Source organism: Pseudomonas sp. Pseusp21 (assembly GCF_059492145.1).
Map to the genome: position 1 here is coordinate 2,383,112 of NZ_CP168520.1, position 17,004 is coordinate 2,400,115.

18 protein-coding genes are annotated in these 17,004 nt (G+C 59.0%); 10 read left to right on the top strand and 8 right to left on the bottom strand.

The features are described 5' to 3' along the window. Positions 1–65: 65 nt before the first annotated feature. The 4 genes from groL to ACEN93_RS10740 all read right to left on the bottom strand — a co-directional run bounded on the left by groL (position 66) and on the right by ACEN93_RS10740 (position 3,586). A complete protein-coding gene (gene groL, locus ACEN93_RS10725; protein ID WP_039765873.1) occupies positions 66–1,712 on the bottom strand; it encodes a chaperonin GroEL in 1,647 nt (548 codons plus the stop codon). A 49-nt stretch (positions 1,713–1,761) separates the two neighbouring features. Next, positions 1,762–2,055, bottom strand: coding sequence for a co-chaperone GroES (locus ACEN93_RS10730; protein ID WP_003227685.1), 294 nt, complete (start codon positions 2,053–2,055; stop codon positions 1,762–1,764). A 257-nt stretch (positions 2,056–2,312) separates the two neighbouring features. Next, positions 2,313–2,789, bottom strand: coding sequence for an FxsA family protein (locus tag ACEN93_RS10735; protein ID WP_495611395.1), 477 nt, complete (start codon positions 2,787–2,789; stop codon positions 2,313–2,315). Positions 2,790–2,854: 65 nt separating this feature from the next. Beyond that, the gene (locus ACEN93_RS10740; RefSeq protein WP_495611396.1) at positions 2,855–3,586 is read right to left on the bottom strand and encodes a HugZ family pyridoxamine 5'-phosphate oxidase; all 732 of its coding nucleotides are present in this window, start codon (positions 3,584–3,586) and stop codon (positions 2,855–2,857) included. Positions 3,587–3,746: 160 nt separating this feature from the next. Between ACEN93_RS10740 and ACEN93_RS10745 the strand changes: the two genes are divergently transcribed. Continuing rightward, complete coding sequence (locus ACEN93_RS10745; protein WP_011335726.1) at positions 3,747–4,505, top strand: SDR family oxidoreductase; 759 nt, start codon at positions 3,747–3,749, stop codon at positions 4,503–4,505. 68 nt (positions 4,506–4,573) lie between these two features. Here the strand turns inward: ACEN93_RS10745 and apbC are convergent, their stop codons facing one another. Further along, the gene (gene apbC / locus ACEN93_RS10750) at positions 4,574–5,668 is read right to left on the bottom strand and encodes an iron-sulfur cluster carrier protein ApbC (RefSeq protein ID WP_064383825.1); all 1,095 of its coding nucleotides are present in this window, start codon (positions 5,666–5,668) and stop codon (positions 4,574–4,576) included. Between the two features lie 155 nt (positions 5,669–5,823). Between apbC and metG the strand changes: the two genes are divergently transcribed. From metG to ACEN93_RS10790, 8 genes are all read left to right on the top strand, one after another. Next, a complete protein-coding gene (gene metG / locus ACEN93_RS10755) occupies positions 5,824–7,875 on the top strand; it encodes a methionine--tRNA ligase (protein WP_039765864.1) in 2,052 nt (683 codons plus the stop codon). Positions 7,876–8,006: 131 nt separating this feature from the next. Further along, positions 8,007–8,576 (top strand): electron transport complex protein RnfA, encoded by a 570-nt coding sequence (locus ACEN93_RS10760; protein WP_039765862.1) that lies wholly within the window; start codon positions 8,007–8,009, stop codon positions 8,574–8,576. Beyond that, a complete protein-coding gene (gene rsxB, locus ACEN93_RS10765; RefSeq protein ID WP_495611397.1) occupies positions 8,573–9,787 on the top strand; it encodes an electron transport complex subunit RsxB in 1,215 nt (404 codons plus the stop codon). The genes ACEN93_RS10760 and rsxB overlap by 4 nt, the downstream gene beginning before the upstream one ends. Continuing rightward, positions 9,774–10,757 carry an RnfABCDGE type electron transport complex subunit D gene (locus ACEN93_RS10770; RefSeq protein WP_490843492.1) on the top strand — a complete coding sequence of 328 codons (984 nt, stop codon included), beginning with the start codon at positions 9,774–9,776 and terminating at the stop codon, positions 10,755–10,757. Before rsxB ends, ACEN93_RS10770 begins: the two co-directional genes overlap by 14 nt. After that, positions 10,754–11,359 carry an RnfABCDGE type electron transport complex subunit G gene (locus tag ACEN93_RS10775; RefSeq protein WP_495611398.1) on the top strand — a complete coding sequence of 202 codons (606 nt, stop codon included), beginning with the start codon at positions 10,754–10,756 and terminating at the stop codon, positions 11,357–11,359. Before ACEN93_RS10770 ends, ACEN93_RS10775 begins: the two co-directional genes overlap by 4 nt. After that, positions 11,356–11,937: an Rnf-Nqr domain containing protein gene (locus ACEN93_RS10780; RefSeq protein WP_074688463.1), complete on the top strand. Its 582-nt coding sequence runs from the start codon at positions 11,356–11,358 to the stop codon at positions 11,935–11,937. The genes ACEN93_RS10775 and ACEN93_RS10780 overlap by 4 nt, the downstream gene beginning before the upstream one ends. Further along, positions 11,934–12,572 carry an endonuclease III gene (nth, locus tag ACEN93_RS10785; RefSeq protein ID WP_039765852.1) on the top strand — a complete coding sequence of 213 codons (639 nt, stop codon included), beginning with the start codon at positions 11,934–11,936 and terminating at the stop codon, positions 12,570–12,572. Before ACEN93_RS10780 ends, nth begins: the two co-directional genes overlap by 4 nt. A gap of 107 nt (positions 12,573–12,679) precedes the next feature. Next, the gene (locus tag ACEN93_RS10790; RefSeq protein ID WP_039765850.1) at positions 12,680–12,859 is read left to right on the top strand and encodes a PA3496 family putative envelope integrity protein; all 180 of its coding nucleotides are present in this window, start codon (positions 12,680–12,682) and stop codon (positions 12,857–12,859) included. An 88-nt stretch (positions 12,860–12,947) separates the two neighbouring features. Here ACEN93_RS10790 and ACEN93_RS10795 read toward each other — a convergent pair whose 3' ends face one another. Then, on the bottom strand, positions 12,948–13,574 hold the full coding sequence (locus tag ACEN93_RS10795; RefSeq protein WP_007953203.1) for a response regulator transcription factor: 627 nt from the start codon (positions 13,572–13,574) through the stop codon (positions 12,948–12,950). A gap of 394 nt (positions 13,575–13,968) precedes the next feature. Between ACEN93_RS10795 and ACEN93_RS10800 the strand changes: the two genes are divergently transcribed. Beyond that, a complete protein-coding gene (locus tag ACEN93_RS10800) occupies positions 13,969–14,550 on the top strand; it encodes a hypothetical protein (protein ID WP_039765847.1) in 582 nt (193 codons plus the stop codon). A 133-nt stretch (positions 14,551–14,683) separates the two neighbouring features. Here the strand turns inward: ACEN93_RS10800 and ACEN93_RS10805 are convergent, their stop codons facing one another. Then, entirely contained in the window at positions 14,684–15,901 is a 1,218-nt protein-coding gene (locus tag ACEN93_RS10805) for an argininosuccinate synthase (RefSeq protein ID WP_007953201.1), read from the bottom strand. A 129-nt stretch (positions 15,902–16,030) separates the two neighbouring features. After that, a complete protein-coding gene (locus ACEN93_RS10810; protein WP_007953200.1) occupies positions 16,031–16,939 on the bottom strand; it encodes a flagellar protein MotY in 909 nt (302 codons plus the stop codon). Positions 16,940–17,004 lie beyond the last annotated feature (65 nt).

Genomic DNA, 17,004 nt, shown 5'->3' on the forward strand with positions numbered 1-17,004 from the left:
GCGGGCAATAAAAAACCCCGTCTGCTCACGCAGACGGGGTTTTTCGTTACAGGGGTAAGGCTGGCTTACATCATGCCGCCCATGCCACCCATGCCGCCCATGTCTGGCATACCGCCGCCAGCTGCACCTTCTTTCTTCGGTGCGTCAGCAACAGCTGCTTCGGTGGTCAGGATCAGACCGCCGATGGAGGCTGCAGCTTGCAGAGCCGAACGGGTGACCTTGGTTGGGTCCAGGATGCCCATTTCGATCATGTCGCCGTATTCGCCGGAAGCAGCGTTGTAACCGAAGTTACCTTTGCCGTTCTTGACTTCGTTGACGACTACGCTTGGCTCGTCACCGGAGTTGGCAGCGATCTGACGCAGCGGCGCTTCAACAGCGCGACGCAGCACAGCGATACCGACGTTCTGGTCAGCGTTGTCGCCGGTCAGTTCGGTCAGGGCTTCCAGAGCACGGATCAGCGCAACGCCACCGCCAGGTACCACGCCTTCTTCAACGGCTGCGCGGGTTGCGTGCAGGGCGTCTTCAACGCGGGCTTTTTTCTCTTTCATTTCAACTTCGGAACCAGCGCCAACCTTGATCACTGCAACGCCGCCGGACAGCTTGGCCAGACGCTCTTGCAGTTTTTCACGGTCGTAGTCCGAGGAGGTCTCGGCAACCTGGGCACGGATCTGAGCGATGCGTGCTTCGATGTCGCCTTGAACGCCAGCACCGTCGACGATGATGGTGTTTTCCTTGGACAGGGTGACGCGCTTGGCGTTACCCAGGTGTTCCAGGGTGGTGCTTTCCAGGCTCAGGCCGATCTCTTCGGAGATCACGGTACCGCCGGTCAGAACGGCGATGTCCTGCAGCATGGCCTTGCGACGGTCGCCGAAGCCTGGAGCCTTGACGGCTGCGACTTTAACGATGCCACGCATGTTGTTCACAACCAGAGTCGCCAGGGCTTCGCCTTCAACGTCTTCGGCCACGATCAGCAGTGGACGGCCGGCTTTGGCTACGGCTTCCAGCACTGGCAGCATTTCGCGGATGTTCGAGATCTTCTTGTCGACCAGCAGGATCAGCGGGCCGTCGAGCTCGGCGACCATGGTGTCCGGCTTGTTGACGAAGTACGGGGACAGGTAGCCACGGTCGAACTGCATGCCTTCTACAACCGACAGTTCGTTTTCCAGGCCCGAGCCTTCCTCAACGGTGATCACGCCTTCTTTACCGACTTTTTCCATGGCTTCGGCAATGATGTCGCCGATGGAGTTGTCGGAGTTGGCGGAGATGGTGCCGACCTGAGCGATGGCCTTGGTGTCAGCGCATGGCTTGGACAGGGCTTTCAGTTCTTTGACGATCGCGATGGTCGCTTTGTCGATACCGCGCTTCAAGTCCATCGGGTTCATGCCGGCAGCGACAGCTTTCAGGCCTTCGTTGACGATCGACTGAGCCAGAACGGTAGCGGTGGTAGTACCGTCACCGGCGTCATCGTTGGCACGGGAGGCAACGTCTTTGACCAGCTGCGCGCCCATGTTTTCGAAGCGATCTTCGAGTTCGATTTCCTTGGCGACGGAAACGCCGTCCTTGGTGATGGTCGGAGCGCCGAAGCTCTTCTCGAGGATCACGTTACGGCCTTTCGGGCCCAGGGTCGCTTTTACCGCGTCAGCCAGAACGTTGACGCCTTTGAGCATCTTGGAGCGAGCGGCATCGCCGAACTTAACTTCTTTAGCAGCCATGATCGATATTCCTTAAATACTTTGTAGTAGCGGGAAAATGAGCGGGGTATCAGCCTTCCAGTACAGCGAGAATCTCGTTCTCAGCCATTACCAGCAGGTCTTCGCCGTCGACTTTCACAGTGTTGCTGCCGGAGTAAGGACCGAACACAACCTTGTCGCCGACTTTAACGGCCAGCGCACGCACTTCACCGTTTTCCAGAGTCTTGCCTGGACCTGCAGCGACGATCACACCGTGGTTGGCCTTTTCAGCAGCCGAACCTGGCAGGACGATACCGCCAGCGGTTTTCTTTTCTTCTTCGCTGCGACGGATGACGACGCGGTCATGCAGAGGACGAAGCTTCATTGTCGATCTCTCCTAATTGTGGTTTTCATCGGCCGGTGTAGTCCCGGCGGGTTTAACGAATCCGGCCTGCGCCGGTTGCGGCTCGTCGAGCGAGCCGCGAAAGTCTGTCCGACTCATATGCCGGAACCTTGCGGTGACCGATACATAAGGGCGCATAAGCTTATTACAAGGGCTGGAGACAAAAAATTTTCATGCGGCTGCATGAATTCGTGCCATAAACGAACACGGCACCCGAAGGTGCCGTGTCGATGCGGAATTTACTTGCTGTCGCGGTGTTCGAACTCGCCTTCGATCACATCGCCTTCGCGGCCAAGAGGCTGGCGCGGTGCAGGACCGCCGCGAGGTTGCAGGTCATCGGCGAACGCTCGCTGGCGCATCGCCTGCTCTTCAGCGCGCTGGCGCATCTTGTTGGCGACCAGCCGACGACTGAACGGCAACAGCAGTACCAGACCGATTACGTCGCTGATGAAGCCAGGCAGGATCAACAGACCACCGGCCAGGGCCAGCATCAGGCCTTCGAGCATGGTTTGCGCAGGCAGCTCGCCGCGGTTCAGGCTTTCACGGGCACGCAATGCGGTGGCCAGCCCGGCGACGCGCAGCACGAACACGCCGAACATCGAGCCGAGAATGATCAGCAGCAGGGCCGGGAAAAATCCGATCGAACCTGCCACTTTGACGAATACGAACAGCTCCAACACCGGGAACAGCAGAAAGAGCAACAAAAAAGGGCGCATCAAAGTTTCCTCAACGCAAGAAATGCCTTGCAGTAAGCCTTAGATGACGTCGCCCTTTCGTGAATTCAAGCGTCGGCCAGCGCATTTTTTGGCCAGACCTCGGCGTGAGCCAGAGAAACCAAGGCCTCGCGCACTTGTATCGGCGTATGACAGGGCGCTTGAAACGGCAGCCAGTACAGCGCCTGACCGATGCGCAGGTGCATGCCTTCGGTGTCGATCCCGGCCAGTTGCGCCGGTACGGTTTTCGGCAGACCGGCGAGGTCCACGTAATGCGCGATGGCCTTGGCGTGGTCGCTGTTCATGTGCTCGACCATGCTGATTTCGGCCTTGCCGGCGAACGGGTTGGCCAGGGTCAGTTGGTCGACCCAATGGATCGCGCCAAAACCGCCGATGTAGCGATGACGCACCGGTTTGAGCACCCAGAAATCGAAATCGTGGGCCTTGTGGTAATTCTGCGAATCGGGAAAGTAGCGGTAGTAACGCTCGGCGGCGGCTTCGATGGCGGCAGCGTCTTCGAGTTTTTCCGCCTCGGCCAGATAGGTCAGGCGACCAACGGCTTGCACATCGTCAGCCTCGCGCTCGCCCACCAGCAGCGAACATTTCGGATCTTTCTGCAGATTGTGAGTGTGCTGGGCGATGCGGCTGATCAGGATCAGCGGCCGGCCCTGGTCGTCCAGGCAGTAGGGAACCACAGAGCCGAATGGAAAACCGGGCATTGATTTGGAGTGGGTCGACAGCACGCCACGGTATTCCTTGAGAAGCAATTCTCGGGCATTCTTAGCCGCTTCAACGCTCAATTTATGACTCCTTAAATAGAATCCGTCGACAAAACGGACAGGCGCATGGGTTTTGTCCCACTCGCCATCGGGCAGTTCTCATGTGCAACAGGCTGCTGGCCGGTGCAGATCGAGAGGCTACCTGTAAGGACCACTCTGACCTGCTCTCGGGGGCATGCGAATGCAACTCAACGACAAAGTAATCATTATCACTGGCGGTTGCCAAGGCTTGGGCCGCTCGATGGCCGAGTATTTCGCGGGCAAGGGCGCGAAGCTGGCGCTGGTCGACCTGAACCAGGAAAAACTCGACGACGCGGTCGCGGCCTGCAAGGCCAAGGGTGTCGAGGCGCGCAGCTACCTGTGCAACGTCGCCAACGAAGAGCAGGTGACGCACATGGTTGCCCAGGTCGCCGAAGACTTCGGCGCGATCCACGGCCTGATCAACAACGCCGGGATCCTGCGCGACGGCCTGCTGCTCAAGGTCAAGGACGGCGAGATGACCAAGATGAGCCTGGCCCAGTGGCAGGCGGTGATCGACGTCAACCTGACCGGCGTGTTCCTCTGCACCCGTGAAGTGGCGGCGAAAATGGTCGAGCTGAAGAACAGCGGCGCGATCATCAACATCTCGTCGATCTCCCGCGCGGGCAACGTCGGCCAGACCAACTACTCCGCCGCCAAGGCCGGCGTGGCGGCAGCGACCGTGACCTGGGCCAAGGAACTGGCGCGCTACGGCATTCGCGTGGCGGGCATTGCGCCGGGCTTCATCGAAACCGAGATGACCCTGGGCATGAAGCCAGAAGCGCTGGAAAAAATGACCTCGGGCATTCCGCTCAAGCGCATGGGCAAACCGGAAGAGATCGCCCATTCGGCGGCGTACATCTTCGAGAACGACTACTACACCGGCCGGATTCTGGAGATGGACGGTGGGTTGCGTATCTGACCCCTGCCACGCAATGAAAAACGCCCCGGTGCACAGGCACCGGGGCGTTTTTGTTTAAACCGCAGGCATCAATCGTCGCTGATGGTGATGTTCGGCATCGCCGGCGAGGCTGCTTCCTGCAATACAATCCGCGCGCCGACATGGCGAGCCAGTTCCTGGTAAACCATGGCGATCTGGCTGTCCGGCTCGGAAATCACCGTCGGCTTGCCGCCATCGGCCTGTTCGCGGATCAGCATCGACAGCGGCAACGAAGCCAGCAGCTCGACGCCGAACTGGGTCGCCAGCTTCTCGCCACCGCCCTCACCGAACAGATGCTCGGCATGTCCGCAGTTCGAGCAGATGTGCACGGCCATGTTTTCCACCACGCCCAGCACCGGAATGTTGACCTTGCGGAACATCTCCACGCCTTTACGCGCATCGAGCAGCGCCAGATCCTGCGGCGTGGTGACGATCACGGCACCGGCCACCGGGACTTTCTGCGCCAGGGTCAGCTGGATGTCGCCGGTGCCTGGCGGCATGTCGATCACCAGATAATCCAGGTCGCCCCAGGCGGTTTGCGTGACCAGTTGCAGCAGCGCGCCCGACACCATCGGCCCGCGCCAGACCATCGGCGTGTTGTCGTCGGTCAGGAACGCCATCGACATCACTTCCACACCGTGGGCCTGCAGCGGCACGAACCATTTCTGATCCTTGACCTGCGGGCGGGTGCCCTCGGGAATGCCGAACATGATGCCCTGGCTCGGGCCGTAGATATCGGCGTCGAGAATCCCGACCTTCGCGCCCTCACGGGCCAGCGCCAGTGCCAGGTTGGCGGCGGTGGTGGATTTGCCCACCCCGCCCTTGCCCGATGCCACGGCGACCACGTTCTTGACATTGGCCAGCCCCGGAATCTGCGCCTGGGCCTTGTGCGCGGCGATCACGCTGTTGACCTCGACCTTGGCAGTCACCACGCCGTCGAGGTTTTCGATGGCCAGTTGCAGCAATTGCGCCCAGCCGCTCTTGAACAGACCGGCGGCATAACCGATTTCCAGCTGTACGCTGACGCGATCGCCGGTGATTTCGATGTTGCGCACGCAACCGGCGCTGACCGGATCCTGGTTCAGGTAAGGGTCGGTGTATTGGCTGAGGACGGCTTCCACCGCTGCGCGAGTGACGGCACTCATGGGCAACTCCGATAACAAGACTGGGAAAAGATGGCGGGTATCCTACCCCTTCTGTCCCCCGGACGGCATGCCCGGCAACGATTTGCAGAGGTGAAATATCTTTCCCGGCGCTTTATAGTGGCCGACCTCCGTTTCATCAAGTAGCGAAGCCCCACATGTCCGAACCACGCAAGATTCTCGTCACCAGCGCCCTGCCCTACGCCAACGGTTCGATCCACCTTGGCCATATGCTGGAATACATCCAGACCGATATGTGGGTGCGCTTCCAGAAGCATCGCGGCAATCAGTGCATTTATGTCTGCGCCGACGACGCCCACGGTTCGGCGATCATGCTGCGCGCGGAAAAGGAAGGCATCACCCCGGAACAACTGATCGCCAACGTCCAGGCTGAACACAGCGCCGACTTTGCCGAGTTCCTGGTGGACTTCGACAATTTCCACTCCACTCACGCCGAAGAAAACCGTGAGCTGTCGAGCCAGATCTACCTGAAACTGCGTGACGCCGGGCACATCGCCCAACGTTCGATCACCCAGTATTTCGACCCGGAAAAGAAAATGTTCCTGGCCGACCGCTTCATCAAGGGCACCTGCCCGAAATGCGGCACCGAAGACCAGTACGGCGACAACTGCGAAAAATGCGGTGCAACCTACGCGCCGACCGACCTGAAGGATCCGAAGTCGGCCATCTCCGGCGCCACCCCGGTGCTCAAGGATTCCCAGCACTTCTTCTTCAAGCTGCCGGACTTCCAGGAAATGCTCCAGGCCTGGACCCGCAGCGGCACCCTGCAGGACGCCGTGGCCAACAAGATCGCCGAATGGCTGGACGCCGGCCTGCAACAGTGGGACATCTCCCGCGATGCGCCGTACTTCGGCTTCGAGATCCCGGGCGAGCCGGGCAAGTATTTCTACGTGTGGCTGGATGCGCCGATCGGCTACATGGCCAGCTTCAAGAACCTGTGCAACCGCACGCCGGAGCTGGACTTCGACGCGTTCTGGGGCAAGGACTCCACCGCCGAGCTGTATCACTTCATCGGCAAGGACATCGTCAACTTCCACGCCCTGTTCTGGCCGGCAATGCTCGAAGGCGCGGGTTTGCGCAAGCCGACCGGGATCAACGTGCACGGCTACCTGACCGTCAACGGTCAGAAGATGTCCAAGTCCCGCGGCACCTTCATCAAGGCCCGTACCTACCTGGATCACCTGTCGCCGGAATACCTGCGCTATTACTACGCGGCTAAACTGGGCCGTGGCGTGGACGACCTCGACCTGAACCTCGAAGACTTCGTGCAGAAGGTCAACTCCGACCTGGTCGGTAAAGTCGTCAACATCGCCAGCCGTTGCGCCGGTTTCATCCAGAAGGGCAACGCCGGTCTGCTGGTGGACACCAACGCCGCACCGGAACTGACCGAAGCCTTCCTGGCTGCCGCGCCGAGCATCGCCGACGCCTATGAGGCGCGCGACTTCGCCCGTGCCATGCGCGAAACCATGGCTTTGGCCGACCGCGCCAACGCCTGGATCGCCGACAAGGCACCATGGTCGCTGAACAAGCAGGAAGGCAAGCAGGATGAAGTCCAGGCGGTCTGCGCCACGGCGATCAACCTGTTCCGCCAGCTGGTGATCTTCCTCAAACCGGTGCTGCCAGTGCTGGCCGCCGATGCCGAGGCGTTCCTCAACGTCGCCCCGCTGACCTGGAACGACCATACCACCCTGCTGGCCAACCACCAGTTGAACGAATTCAAGCCGTTGATGACCCGCATCGACCCGGTGAAAGTGCAAGCCATGACCGATGCCTCTAAAGAAGACCTGACCGCCAGCCAGACCGACACCGGCGCCGCCGCGCCTGCCGGCAATGGCGAACTGGCCAAGGATCCGCTGTCGCCGGAAATCGACTTCGACACCTTCGCCGCCGTCGACCTGCGCGTCGCGCTGATCGTCAAGGCCGAACACGTTGAAGGGGCAGACAAGCTGCTGCGCCTGACATTGGATATCGGTGACGAGCAACGCAACGTGTTCTCGGGGATCAAGAGCGCTTACCCGGATCCGTCGAAACTCGACGGCCGCCTGACCATGATGATCGCCAACCTCAAGCCACGGAAAATGAAGTTTGGCATCTCCGAAGGCATGGTGATGGCAGCCGGCCCTGGTGGTGAAGAAATTTACCTGCTGAGCCCGGACAGCGGCGCCAAACCGGGTCAGCGCATCAAGTAAGATTCTGCCCTGACAGATCCCACAGGCGTGCTCCGTGCGCCTGTGGGATTTTTCATATCTGGCCCGCCCTCCACGGCTGCCGGATAATGCCTAACCTTAAGTGACACACGCCCGCTTCCACCGGCAGACCCATGACCGAACTCGTGCTTACGCTCTTCAGTGCTGCGCTGATCAACAACTTAGTGTTGCACTGGCCGCTGGGCGTCGACCCGCTGCTGGGCAGTGAACGTCGACAAGTGCATGCGCTGGGGCTGGCGACGTTGTGTCTGATGCTGCTTGTCGGTGTGGCGGGTTACGTGCTCTGGCATTGGCTGCTGGTGCCGTTGCAACTGGAATTCCTGCGCCTGTTTGTGTTTATGCCGTTGAGCATCTTGCTGATCACGCCGTTGCTGAAGCTGTTGGCGTATTGGCTCCCCGCGCTGCCATTCGATGGTTTGTGGCCGCTGCTGCTGGGCAATGCCGGAGTGCTGGGACTGACGCTGATCAACGCGCAAGCGGACACGGGTCTGTTGCATGCGACAGCGCTGAGCCTTGGCGCCGGTCTGGGTTTCTGGCTGGTGTTGAGCCTGTTCAACGATTTGCGCGAGCGCACGACCGACAACGATATTCCCCTGCCCTTTCGTGGCCTGCCGATCCTGTTGATCGGCGCCGGACTGATGGCCGTGGCTTTTCTCGGATTCAGTGGACTGATCAAAACATGAGTCTGATTCAACGCATCGATGCCTTGCTGCCGCAGACCCAATGCGGCAAGTGCGGCCATCCCGGATGCAAACCCTACGCTGAGGGCATCGCCAACGGCGAGCCGATCAACAAGTGCCCGCCGGGTGGCGACGAAACCATCGCGGCGCTGGCCGAACTGTTGAAAATCCCGGTGCTGGAGCTGGACATCAGTCGCGGTTCGGCGCCGCCGCAAGTGGCCTATATCCGCGAGGCCGAATGCATCGGCTGCACCAAGTGCATCCAGGCCTGCCCGATCGACGCCATCGTCGGCGCGGCAAAACTGATGCACACGGTCATCATCGACGAATGCACCGGCTGCGATCTATGCGTGGCGCCATGCCCGGTCGACTGCATCGAGATGCATCCACTGCCGCTGGGCACGCTGCCGGTAGTGGGTGGCCTGGCCACCAGCCTTGAAGAACAACAGGCTCGTGCAGCCAAACGTGATCACGCCCGCCAGCGCTTCGAACGGCGCAACGCTCGCCTGCAACGCGAAGAACAGCAGAAGCAGGCCGAACGCGAAGCCCGGGCGCAGCGCGCGGCCCAGGTCGAAGTCGCCGCCACCACGCTCGATCCGGTGCAGGCGGCGCTGGAACGGGTCCGCGCACAAAAAGCCGCGACCGCCGATGCTGCGCTGAAAAAAGCCAAGATCGACGTGGCCATGAGCCGGGCGCAATTGAACAAGTCGCTCAAGGCATTCGGTCATCCGCCGACCTTCGATCAGCAATCGCAACTGATCGTCCTGCAACAACAGTTCGAAGCGGCCGAACAGGCACTGGCGAAGCTGGAAAGCAGCGCGGCACCTGCGCCAGTAGCAGCCGCCCCGGCGAAGGACGCCGATCTGAAACGGGCAAAAATCCAGCTGGCGATGCGCCGCGCCGAGCTGAAAAAGGCACAAACCGCAGAGGCCCCGCCAGCCGAGATCGCCGCGCTGGAGCAAGCGCTGCGTGACGCCGAACGGGCGCTGCACAATGCCGAAGCCGCCAGTGATCAACCGGCGCCGGAGCTTGTGCGTGTCGAGAAACGTCCGATCGACGATCAGCTGCGTCAGCTGAAAACCGAACTGGCCTACGCTCGCGCCGACCTGAACAAACTGCAACGGCGCGACGGCACGCCCGCAGACATCCTCGAAAAGGCCCGCGCCCGCCTGCAAGAAGCAGAGCGGCAGGTACAAGCCCATGTCATCCCTTGAAACCAGAGACGAACGCCTGCAACAGGCAATGAAGCTGGTTTTGCTGGCGACATTGCCGGGGTTGCTGGCGCTGTTTTGGTTTTACGGTTGGGGCGTGTTGATCAACCTGGTCCTGTCCGTCGTCACGGCTTTGGGTGTCGAAGCCGCTGTGGCTCATCTGCGCCAGCAACCGCTGCAATTCACCTTGACCGATGGCAGCGCGGTGGTCAGCGCCACGCTGCTGGCGATCGCGCTGCCGCCTTATTGCCCGTGGTGGCTGACGGTCACGGCCATCGCCTCAGGCCTGCTGCTGGGCAAACATCTCTACGGTGGTGTTGGCCGAAATCCATTTAATCCGGCCATGCTCGGCTTCGCGCTGGCCATGGTGACATTTCCTCAGCCGATGACCCATTGGCCGGCCCATGGCATGGATCTGACGGCGGCTTTTGGCCAGGTGTTCAATCTTGGCGCCCAGCCGGATGCCTGGGTTCAGGCCACCGCGCTGGACAGTGTGCGCATCAATAAAAGCCTGACCATGGACGAATTGTTTGCCGGTAATCCGGCATTCGGTCGCTTTGGCGGGCACGGCGTTGAATGGATCAATCTGGCGTTCCTCGCCGGTGGACTGTTTTTGTTGCAGCGTCGAGTGTTTGGCTGGCACGCGCCGGTCGGTATGCTCGCCAGCCTGTTCGTGATCAGCCTGTTGTGCTGGAACGGTTCGGGATCGGACTCCCACGGCTCGCCACTGTTTCACCTGCTGAGCGGCGCGACCATGCTCGGGGCGTTCTTCATCATCACTGAACCGGTGTCGGGGGCGAAGAGTCCGCTCGCCCGCCTGCTGTTCGGCATCGGCGTGGGGCTGCTGACGTACGTGATTCGCACCTGGGGTGGTTACCCCGACGGCGTGGCGTTTGCGGTGCTGTTGATGAACCTGTGCGTGCCGGCGCTGGAGCGCTTCGCGATGGCCCGTCAGACGCAGGTGACGCCATGAACCGAACGAGCAGCCTGATCACACTGGCGTTGATTGGCGCGCTTGGTATCGGCTTGACATGGCTGGTGCAACGCAGCAATGCGCCGCAGATCGCCGCCGAACAGCGTCTGCTTGAAAGTCGCAAGCTGCTGGACGTCCTGCCGGCCGACAGTTACGACAATCAGCCGCTTGAACAACCTCTGGCGCTGACCGACATCAACCTGAGCCACAGTCAGTTGCCGGGCGCTTATCGGGCGAGCAAAAACGGACAACCCGTGGCGGTGCTGCTGCGCAGCCAGACCCAAGGTTATGCCGGCAATATCGAGTTGCTGATTGCCATCGACGCCAAAGGCCGATTGCTCGGCGTGAAAACTCTTGAGCAAAACGAAACACCTTCGCTGGGTGGGCATATCGGTGACTGGCCAAACGGCTGGCTTCAGCGCTTTAGCGGAAAATCGAGCAACCAACCGACGGACGCCGGATGGGCCTTGAAGAAGGATCAGGGGCAATTCGACCAGATCGCGGGCGCAACCATTACGTCTCGCGCGGCGATCAATGCCATCCACGATGCCCTGCGTTACTTCGATGAACACCGGACGACTCTGCTCGGGAGCGCGCCATGAATACGTCAGCGACTCTGTCGAACTCAATGATGCTGGTGCTGTTGATCGGCACCACCGACTCCGTGGCGGCTGCGCTGGCGACTCTGTTGATGTTCACCGTTATCGTGGGCGTTTACGGTTTGTGCATGGCACCGCTGCGCTCGCGCCTGAGCAGCGAGAGCCTGTTGCCGGTCAGCCTGGTGCTGGCCGCGACCCTGGCGGGCTGCGCCGATATTGTTCTGCAACGCGTTGCGCTGCAGTGGCATCAATTGATCAGTCTTTATGCCGGGTTGATTGGCTTGCAGTGCGTTGTGCTGGAGCACAATGGATTTTTTCGCCAGCCTGTACGTGAACGTCTGAAACAGTGCGGGCTGTTTGTCGCGCTGATGATTGCGCTTGCGATGTTGCGTGAGCTGATCGGTCAGGGCAGCATCGGCCATCATTTGTCGGAACACTGGCAAGGTTTGATTCTGTTCGGCGACGGTCTGCATTTCACGACGCTGGCGCCCGGCGCCTTCATATTGCTTGGACTGTTACTGGCTGCCCGTCAGGCCTGGGCTCGCCCTGCCGACCTACCCGAGGAAACGCATCACCCATGAATGCCGCAAAACGTCTGGAGATCTTCCGCCGGTTTCACGAGGACAACCCCGAACCCAAGACCGAGCTGGCCTATTCTTCGCCTTTCGAACTGTTGATCGCAGTGATTCTGTCCGCGCAATCGACTGACGTCGGGGTGAACAAGGCGACGGCCAAACTGTTCCCGGTGGCGAATACGCCGGCGGCCATTCACGCGTTAGGCGTTGAAGGTCTGTCCGAATACATCAAGACCATCGGCCTCTATAACAGCAAGGCCAAAAACGTGATCGAGACCTGCCGCCTGCTGGTCGAGCTGCACAATGGCGAAGTCCCGCAGACTCGCGAAGAACTGGAAGCCTTGCCGGGCGTTGGCCGCAAAACCGCCAATGTCGTGCTCAACACTGCGTTCCGACAGTTGACCATGGCCGTGGACACCCACATTTTCCGGGTCAGCAACCGCACCGGCATTGCACCGGGAAAAAATGTGGTCGAGGTGGAAAAGAAGCTGATGAAGTTCGTGCCAAAGGAATACCTGCTCGACTCGCACCACTGGCTCATTCTTCACGGACGCTATGTGTGTCTGGCACGCAAGCCCCGCTGTGGCAGCTGTCGGATCGAAGATTTGTGCGAGTACAAGCACAAGACTTCCGACGATTGAGCGGCTATTGGAGTTATTGATTTATCGATTGAAAAAATCTTTTTTACCATCTGCTGGAATATCGATATAAGGGGCGCCAAAGGCAGTCTTAGCCTGGAGTTGACCTTATGACTGACAGCAAAGAACAACTGGATGTAGACGACGATTTCATCGCTGCCGAAGCCGAAGACGCCGAACCGGTGGTTGAAGTTGCCAAGACCAATCTCAGCAAGCGCCGAACCATCGACAACCTGCTTGAGGAGCGCCGGTTGCAGAAGCAATTGGCCGATTACGATTTTGATCTCTGACATTTGAAAGCCTCCCGAAACGGAGGCTTTTCTCTTTTTGCTACTCGCTGATTCCGATCCGCCCATGATCCGTCAGCCATTGAAAACCTCAGACCAGGCCGTTGCGCTGCGCCAGTTCGATCAGATCCACCAGCGAGCGCGCATTGAGCTTTAAAAGCAATCGGGTCTTGTAGGTACTCACGGTCTTGTTACTGAGGAACATCCCGTCGGCAATTTCCTTGTTGGTCTTGCCGCGCGCCAGTTGCTGCAAAACCATCATTTCCCGCCCCGACAGACGATCGACCATATCGGCCTCGCTGGCATTTCCCAGGCTGGTCCGCACGGTATGCAACGCCTGGTTCGGAAAGTAACTGTATCCGGACAGAACCGCCTTGATGGCGCTCAACAACTCTGTCAGGTCCTGTTGTTTGCAAACATAACCCGCCGCCCCCGACTGCATGCAGCGCATGGAAAAGTGCCCAGGCGACTGGGATGTCAGCACAAGTACTTTCAACGGCATCGCGCTTGTCGTAAGGCGCGCAATGACTTCCAGTCCATCCAGTTTCGGTATGCCGATATCCAGTATTACGATATCCGGCATCTGATCACGGGCAAGTTGTAATGCATCCACTCCATTGTCGGTTTCTGCAATGACTTCGTAGCCATGACGTTCCATCAGCATACGCACCGCAAGACGAATGACGGGGTGATCATCCACGATCAGCACTTTATTCATGGGCAAGTCCAGTTTCGCTGTTCGAATTTTTAGAACCGGCACAATAACGCAGTCATTTCACTCATGGCATGGAGAAGTTCATTCACACCGGCATCAAAAGACACCTCCTACAGCCAATAAAGATTATTCCTACAGAAAAGGACCACCGGAAAAAATTACAGCCTGGTGAGAACCTAAAGCCCGCCACCCACCGTTCGCAACGTGACAACACTTTGACAAGCTATCAAAAACAACCCACCAAAAAAATAAAAACCTGAAACAACATACCTGTATTAATTTAACCATATTTCAGATAAACACCAGCTAACTAGCGCAGCATCATCAATCTAACACCCAGCTATACAAACCACTAGAAACCCCCACGACGAGAACAGCAACTTCATGAGTAGAACACATGTTAAAAACCAAAAGAAAGATCACCAACCCTATAAGCGTCATTGCCATATTTGCATTGATAACCGAGACCTCGGCAGCGGTCTCCCTGCCCTTTCTCGATAACGAAGAGCGGAAGATCTACATCTGGCTTCTGATCAGCTTTCCTTTCTTCCTGGCGTTCCTGTTCTTCATAACTCTTAACTTCAACTATCGCTCCCTTTATGCACCATCAGACTTTGAAAACGACAACAATTTTTTAAAGGCATTCGAGGAAACTTCATCCCACTTGCAGGGAACAACCACACAGCCCGGTATAGAATTACACACAGTAAAAATACACAAGTCGTTCACTACGCTATATATCTTGGATATCAGGGGAGGAAATGTCGAACTTGACATAGCCGCGCTATTGGAAAAAATCCCGCCCCCCTCCAAGCATTCACTCAGAATATTCCTGTTCCTGATCCACTCGATACCGGACACTCCATTAACAGAAGACGTCTTCAAATCGTTTAAACAGGGAAAGAAAGGCGCCGGAACTACCTACTGCATTTCTTACGACGTGGATTCAATGAGCATGATCCAGGTGGAAAAGGTTTGAACGCGCCGCAGGAAGCGGGCACAGCAAAAGCAGCGATAATATTTATCCGGATCAGTTTGAAGAAGGGAGTACCCAGAAACACAAAGGCCTTGTCTTACGACAAGGCCTTTGTTTCACATCCGGACCGAATGACTCAGAACAGCTTGCGGCCCTTGTTGGCTGCGATGCGCATGCGCAATGCGTTGAGTTTGATGAAGCCCGCCGCATCGGCCTGGTTGTAGGCGCCGCCATCTTCTTCGAAGGTCGCAATGTTGGCGTCGAACAGCGAATCGTCGGACTTGCGACCGGTCACGATCACGTTGCCCTTGTACAGCTTGAGGCGCACAACGCCGTTCACGTTGACCTGGGAAGCGTCGATCATCTGTTGCAACATCAGACGCTCAGGGCTCCACCAGTAGCCGGTGTAGATCAGGCTGGCGTATTTCGGCATCAGCTCGTCTTTGAGGTGAGCGACTTCGCGGTCCAGGGTGATCGATTCGATGGCGCGGTGAGCGCGCAGCATGATGGTGCCGCCCGGGGTTTCGTAGCAGCCACGGGACTTCATGCCGACGTAACGGTTCTCGACGATGTCGAGACGGCCGATGCCGTGCTCGCCACCGATCTTGTTCAGGGTCGCCAGTACGGTGGCCGGGGTCATTTCGACGCCGTCCAGCGCGACGATGTCGCCGTTGCGGTAGGTCAGTTCCAGGTATTGCGGGGTGTCGGGAGCCTTCTCCGGGGAGACGGTCCAGCGCCACATGTCTTCTTCGTGCTCGGTCCAGGTGTCTTCCAGAACGCCGCCTTCATAGGAGATGTGCAGCAGGTTGGCGTCCATCGAGTACGGGGATTTCTTCTTGCCGTGACGCTCGATCGGGATCGCGTGCTTCTCGGCGTAGTCCATCAGCTTCTCGCGGGACAGCAGGTCCCACTCGCGCCATGGAGCAATTACTTTCACGCCTGGCTTGAGTGCGTAGGCACCCAGTTCGAAACGCACCTGGTCGTTGCCTTTGCCGGTGGCGCCGTGGGAAATGGCGTCGGCGCCGGTTTCGTTGGCGATTTCGATCAGACGCTTGGCGATCAGCGGACGCGCGATGGAAGTACCCAGCAGGTACTCGCCTTCGTAAACGGTGTTGGCGCGGAACATCGGGAACACGAAGTCACGCACGAATTCTTCGCGCAGGTCGTCGATGTAGATTTCTTTGACGCCCATGGCCTGCGCCTTGGCGCGAGCCGGCTCGACCTCTTCGCCCTGACCCAGGTCAGCGGTGAAGGTCACGACTTCACAGTTATAAGTATCCTGCAGCCACTTGAGGATCACCGAAGTGTCCAGGCCGCCGGAATACGCCAGAACGACCTTGTTTACGTCCGCCATGCCATCACTCCACGGGGTTCTACGGAAAGCCGAGGAGTCTACCGCTCAAACGCGATAATTTACAGAGGCGCGACAGCTTAAGACGACAAAGCGACAGAATCTGTCGAGAGGGCGACGATGACCGGAAGGTCAGGAAGTCGCCGCCGTGTTGGCAGGCGTGCTGGCCTGGGGCGCCGGAGCAGTGGTCGGTGCCACTCGCGCCAGGTGCACGTTGACCCGGCGGTTCTTGGCCCGGTTGGCGGCATTGGTGTTCGGCACCAACGGGTAGCGCTCACCATGGAAACGCACGGTGATCTGCGATTCCTGAATGCCATTGGCCTTGAAGAAATCAACCACGGCCAGCGCACGGCGGCGCGACAATTCACGATTGGTCAGGCGATTGCCGCTGTTATCGGAGTGGCCATCGAGTTCGATGTGATTGACCGTCGGATCGGCCTTCATGTACTCGAGCATCACTTGCAGCTTGGCCTTGGCGGCGGCGTCCAGTTCGATGCCTTCGCCGGGGAAACCAATTTGCGATTGTTTGACCTGATCGAAATTCTGCGGGAGCAGTTTCGCCACGCAGGTCTGGTAGTCATTAAAAGCCTTGCTGAACTTGACCGGCAGCAGGCGCACTTCAGACACCCGACCATCGCCCGAGGCCCGGCGCACCACGGGGCTGCGACCGTCCATCAAACCGCTGATCAGTTGCCCGGCCTGGGATTGAGAACTGTTGAACAGCACGTTGCCGCTGCCCAGTCGAACCGTGCCCAGATTGATATCGCCACGACCCGGCTGCCACGGCGCAGCCGCCGCCAGCAAGGTCGCCGAACCACCGCCAAGCATGGCGTTGTAGGCGTTCAGGCGAAAGGTCGCCTGCTCGCCGGCCTTGCGCACGAATTGCCCCGAGCCGAAGTCGGTGATCGGCTGCGTCAGACGACACTCGAACTTGTCGCCCTCGACCGTCCACTCAATGTTCTCCAGACGGGTCTGGTAAGTCAGTGCCATCGCGGGAAGGCTGGCAAACACACTGAGCAAGGCTAAATATCGCTGGCGCACGGGAGGCTCCATTGGCTTCTACAACGAAAAAGACCGAGACATACATCTTTACGGCATACCTATGG

Coding starts and splice junctions, on each gene's coding strand:
- ACEN93_RS10730 (WP_003227685.1), bottom strand. CDS start 2,055: ATGAAGCTTCGTCCTCTGCATGACCGCGTCGTCATCCGTCGCAGCGAA.
- ACEN93_RS10775 (WP_495611398.1), top strand. CDS start 10,754: ATGAACCGAACGAGCAGCCTGATCACACTGGCGTTGATTGGCGCGCTT.
- ACEN93_RS10805 (WP_007953201.1), bottom strand. CDS start 15,901: ATGGCGGACGTAAACAAGGTCGTTCTGGCGTATTCCGGCGGCCTGGAC.
- apbC (WP_064383825.1), bottom strand. CDS start 5,668: ATGAGTGCCGTCACTCGCGCAGCGGTGGAAGCCGTCCTCAGCCAATAC.
- nth (WP_039765852.1), top strand. CDS start 11,934: ATGAATGCCGCAAAACGTCTGGAGATCTTCCGCCGGTTTCACGAGGAC.
- ACEN93_RS10735 (WP_495611395.1), bottom strand. CDS start 2,789: ATGCGCCCTTTTTTGTTGCTCTTTCTGCTGTTCCCGGTGTTGGAGCTG.
- ACEN93_RS10745 (WP_011335726.1), top strand. CDS start 3,747: ATGCAACTCAACGACAAAGTAATCATTATCACTGGCGGTTGCCAAGGC.
- rsxB (WP_495611397.1), top strand. CDS start 8,573: ATGAGTCTGATTCAACGCATCGATGCCTTGCTGCCGCAGACCCAATGC.
- groL (WP_039765873.1), bottom strand. CDS start 1,712: ATGGCTGCTAAAGAAGTTAAGTTCGGCGATGCCGCTCGCTCCAAGATG.
- ACEN93_RS10795 (WP_007953203.1), bottom strand. CDS start 13,574: ATGAATAAAGTGCTGATCGTGGATGATCACCCCGTCATTCGTCTTGCG.
- metG (WP_039765864.1), top strand. CDS start 5,824: ATGTCCGAACCACGCAAGATTCTCGTCACCAGCGCCCTGCCCTACGCC.
- ACEN93_RS10760 (WP_039765862.1), top strand. CDS start 8,007: ATGACCGAACTCGTGCTTACGCTCTTCAGTGCTGCGCTGATCAACAAC.
- ACEN93_RS10800 (WP_039765847.1), top strand. CDS start 13,969: ATGTTAAAAACCAAAAGAAAGATCACCAACCCTATAAGCGTCATTGCC.
- ACEN93_RS10790 (WP_039765850.1), top strand. CDS start 12,680: ATGACTGACAGCAAAGAACAACTGGATGTAGACGACGATTTCATCGCT.
- ACEN93_RS10770 (WP_490843492.1), top strand. CDS start 9,774: ATGTCATCCCTTGAAACCAGAGACGAACGCCTGCAACAGGCAATGAAG.
- ACEN93_RS10780 (WP_074688463.1), top strand. CDS start 11,356: ATGAATACGTCAGCGACTCTGTCGAACTCAATGATGCTGGTGCTGTTG.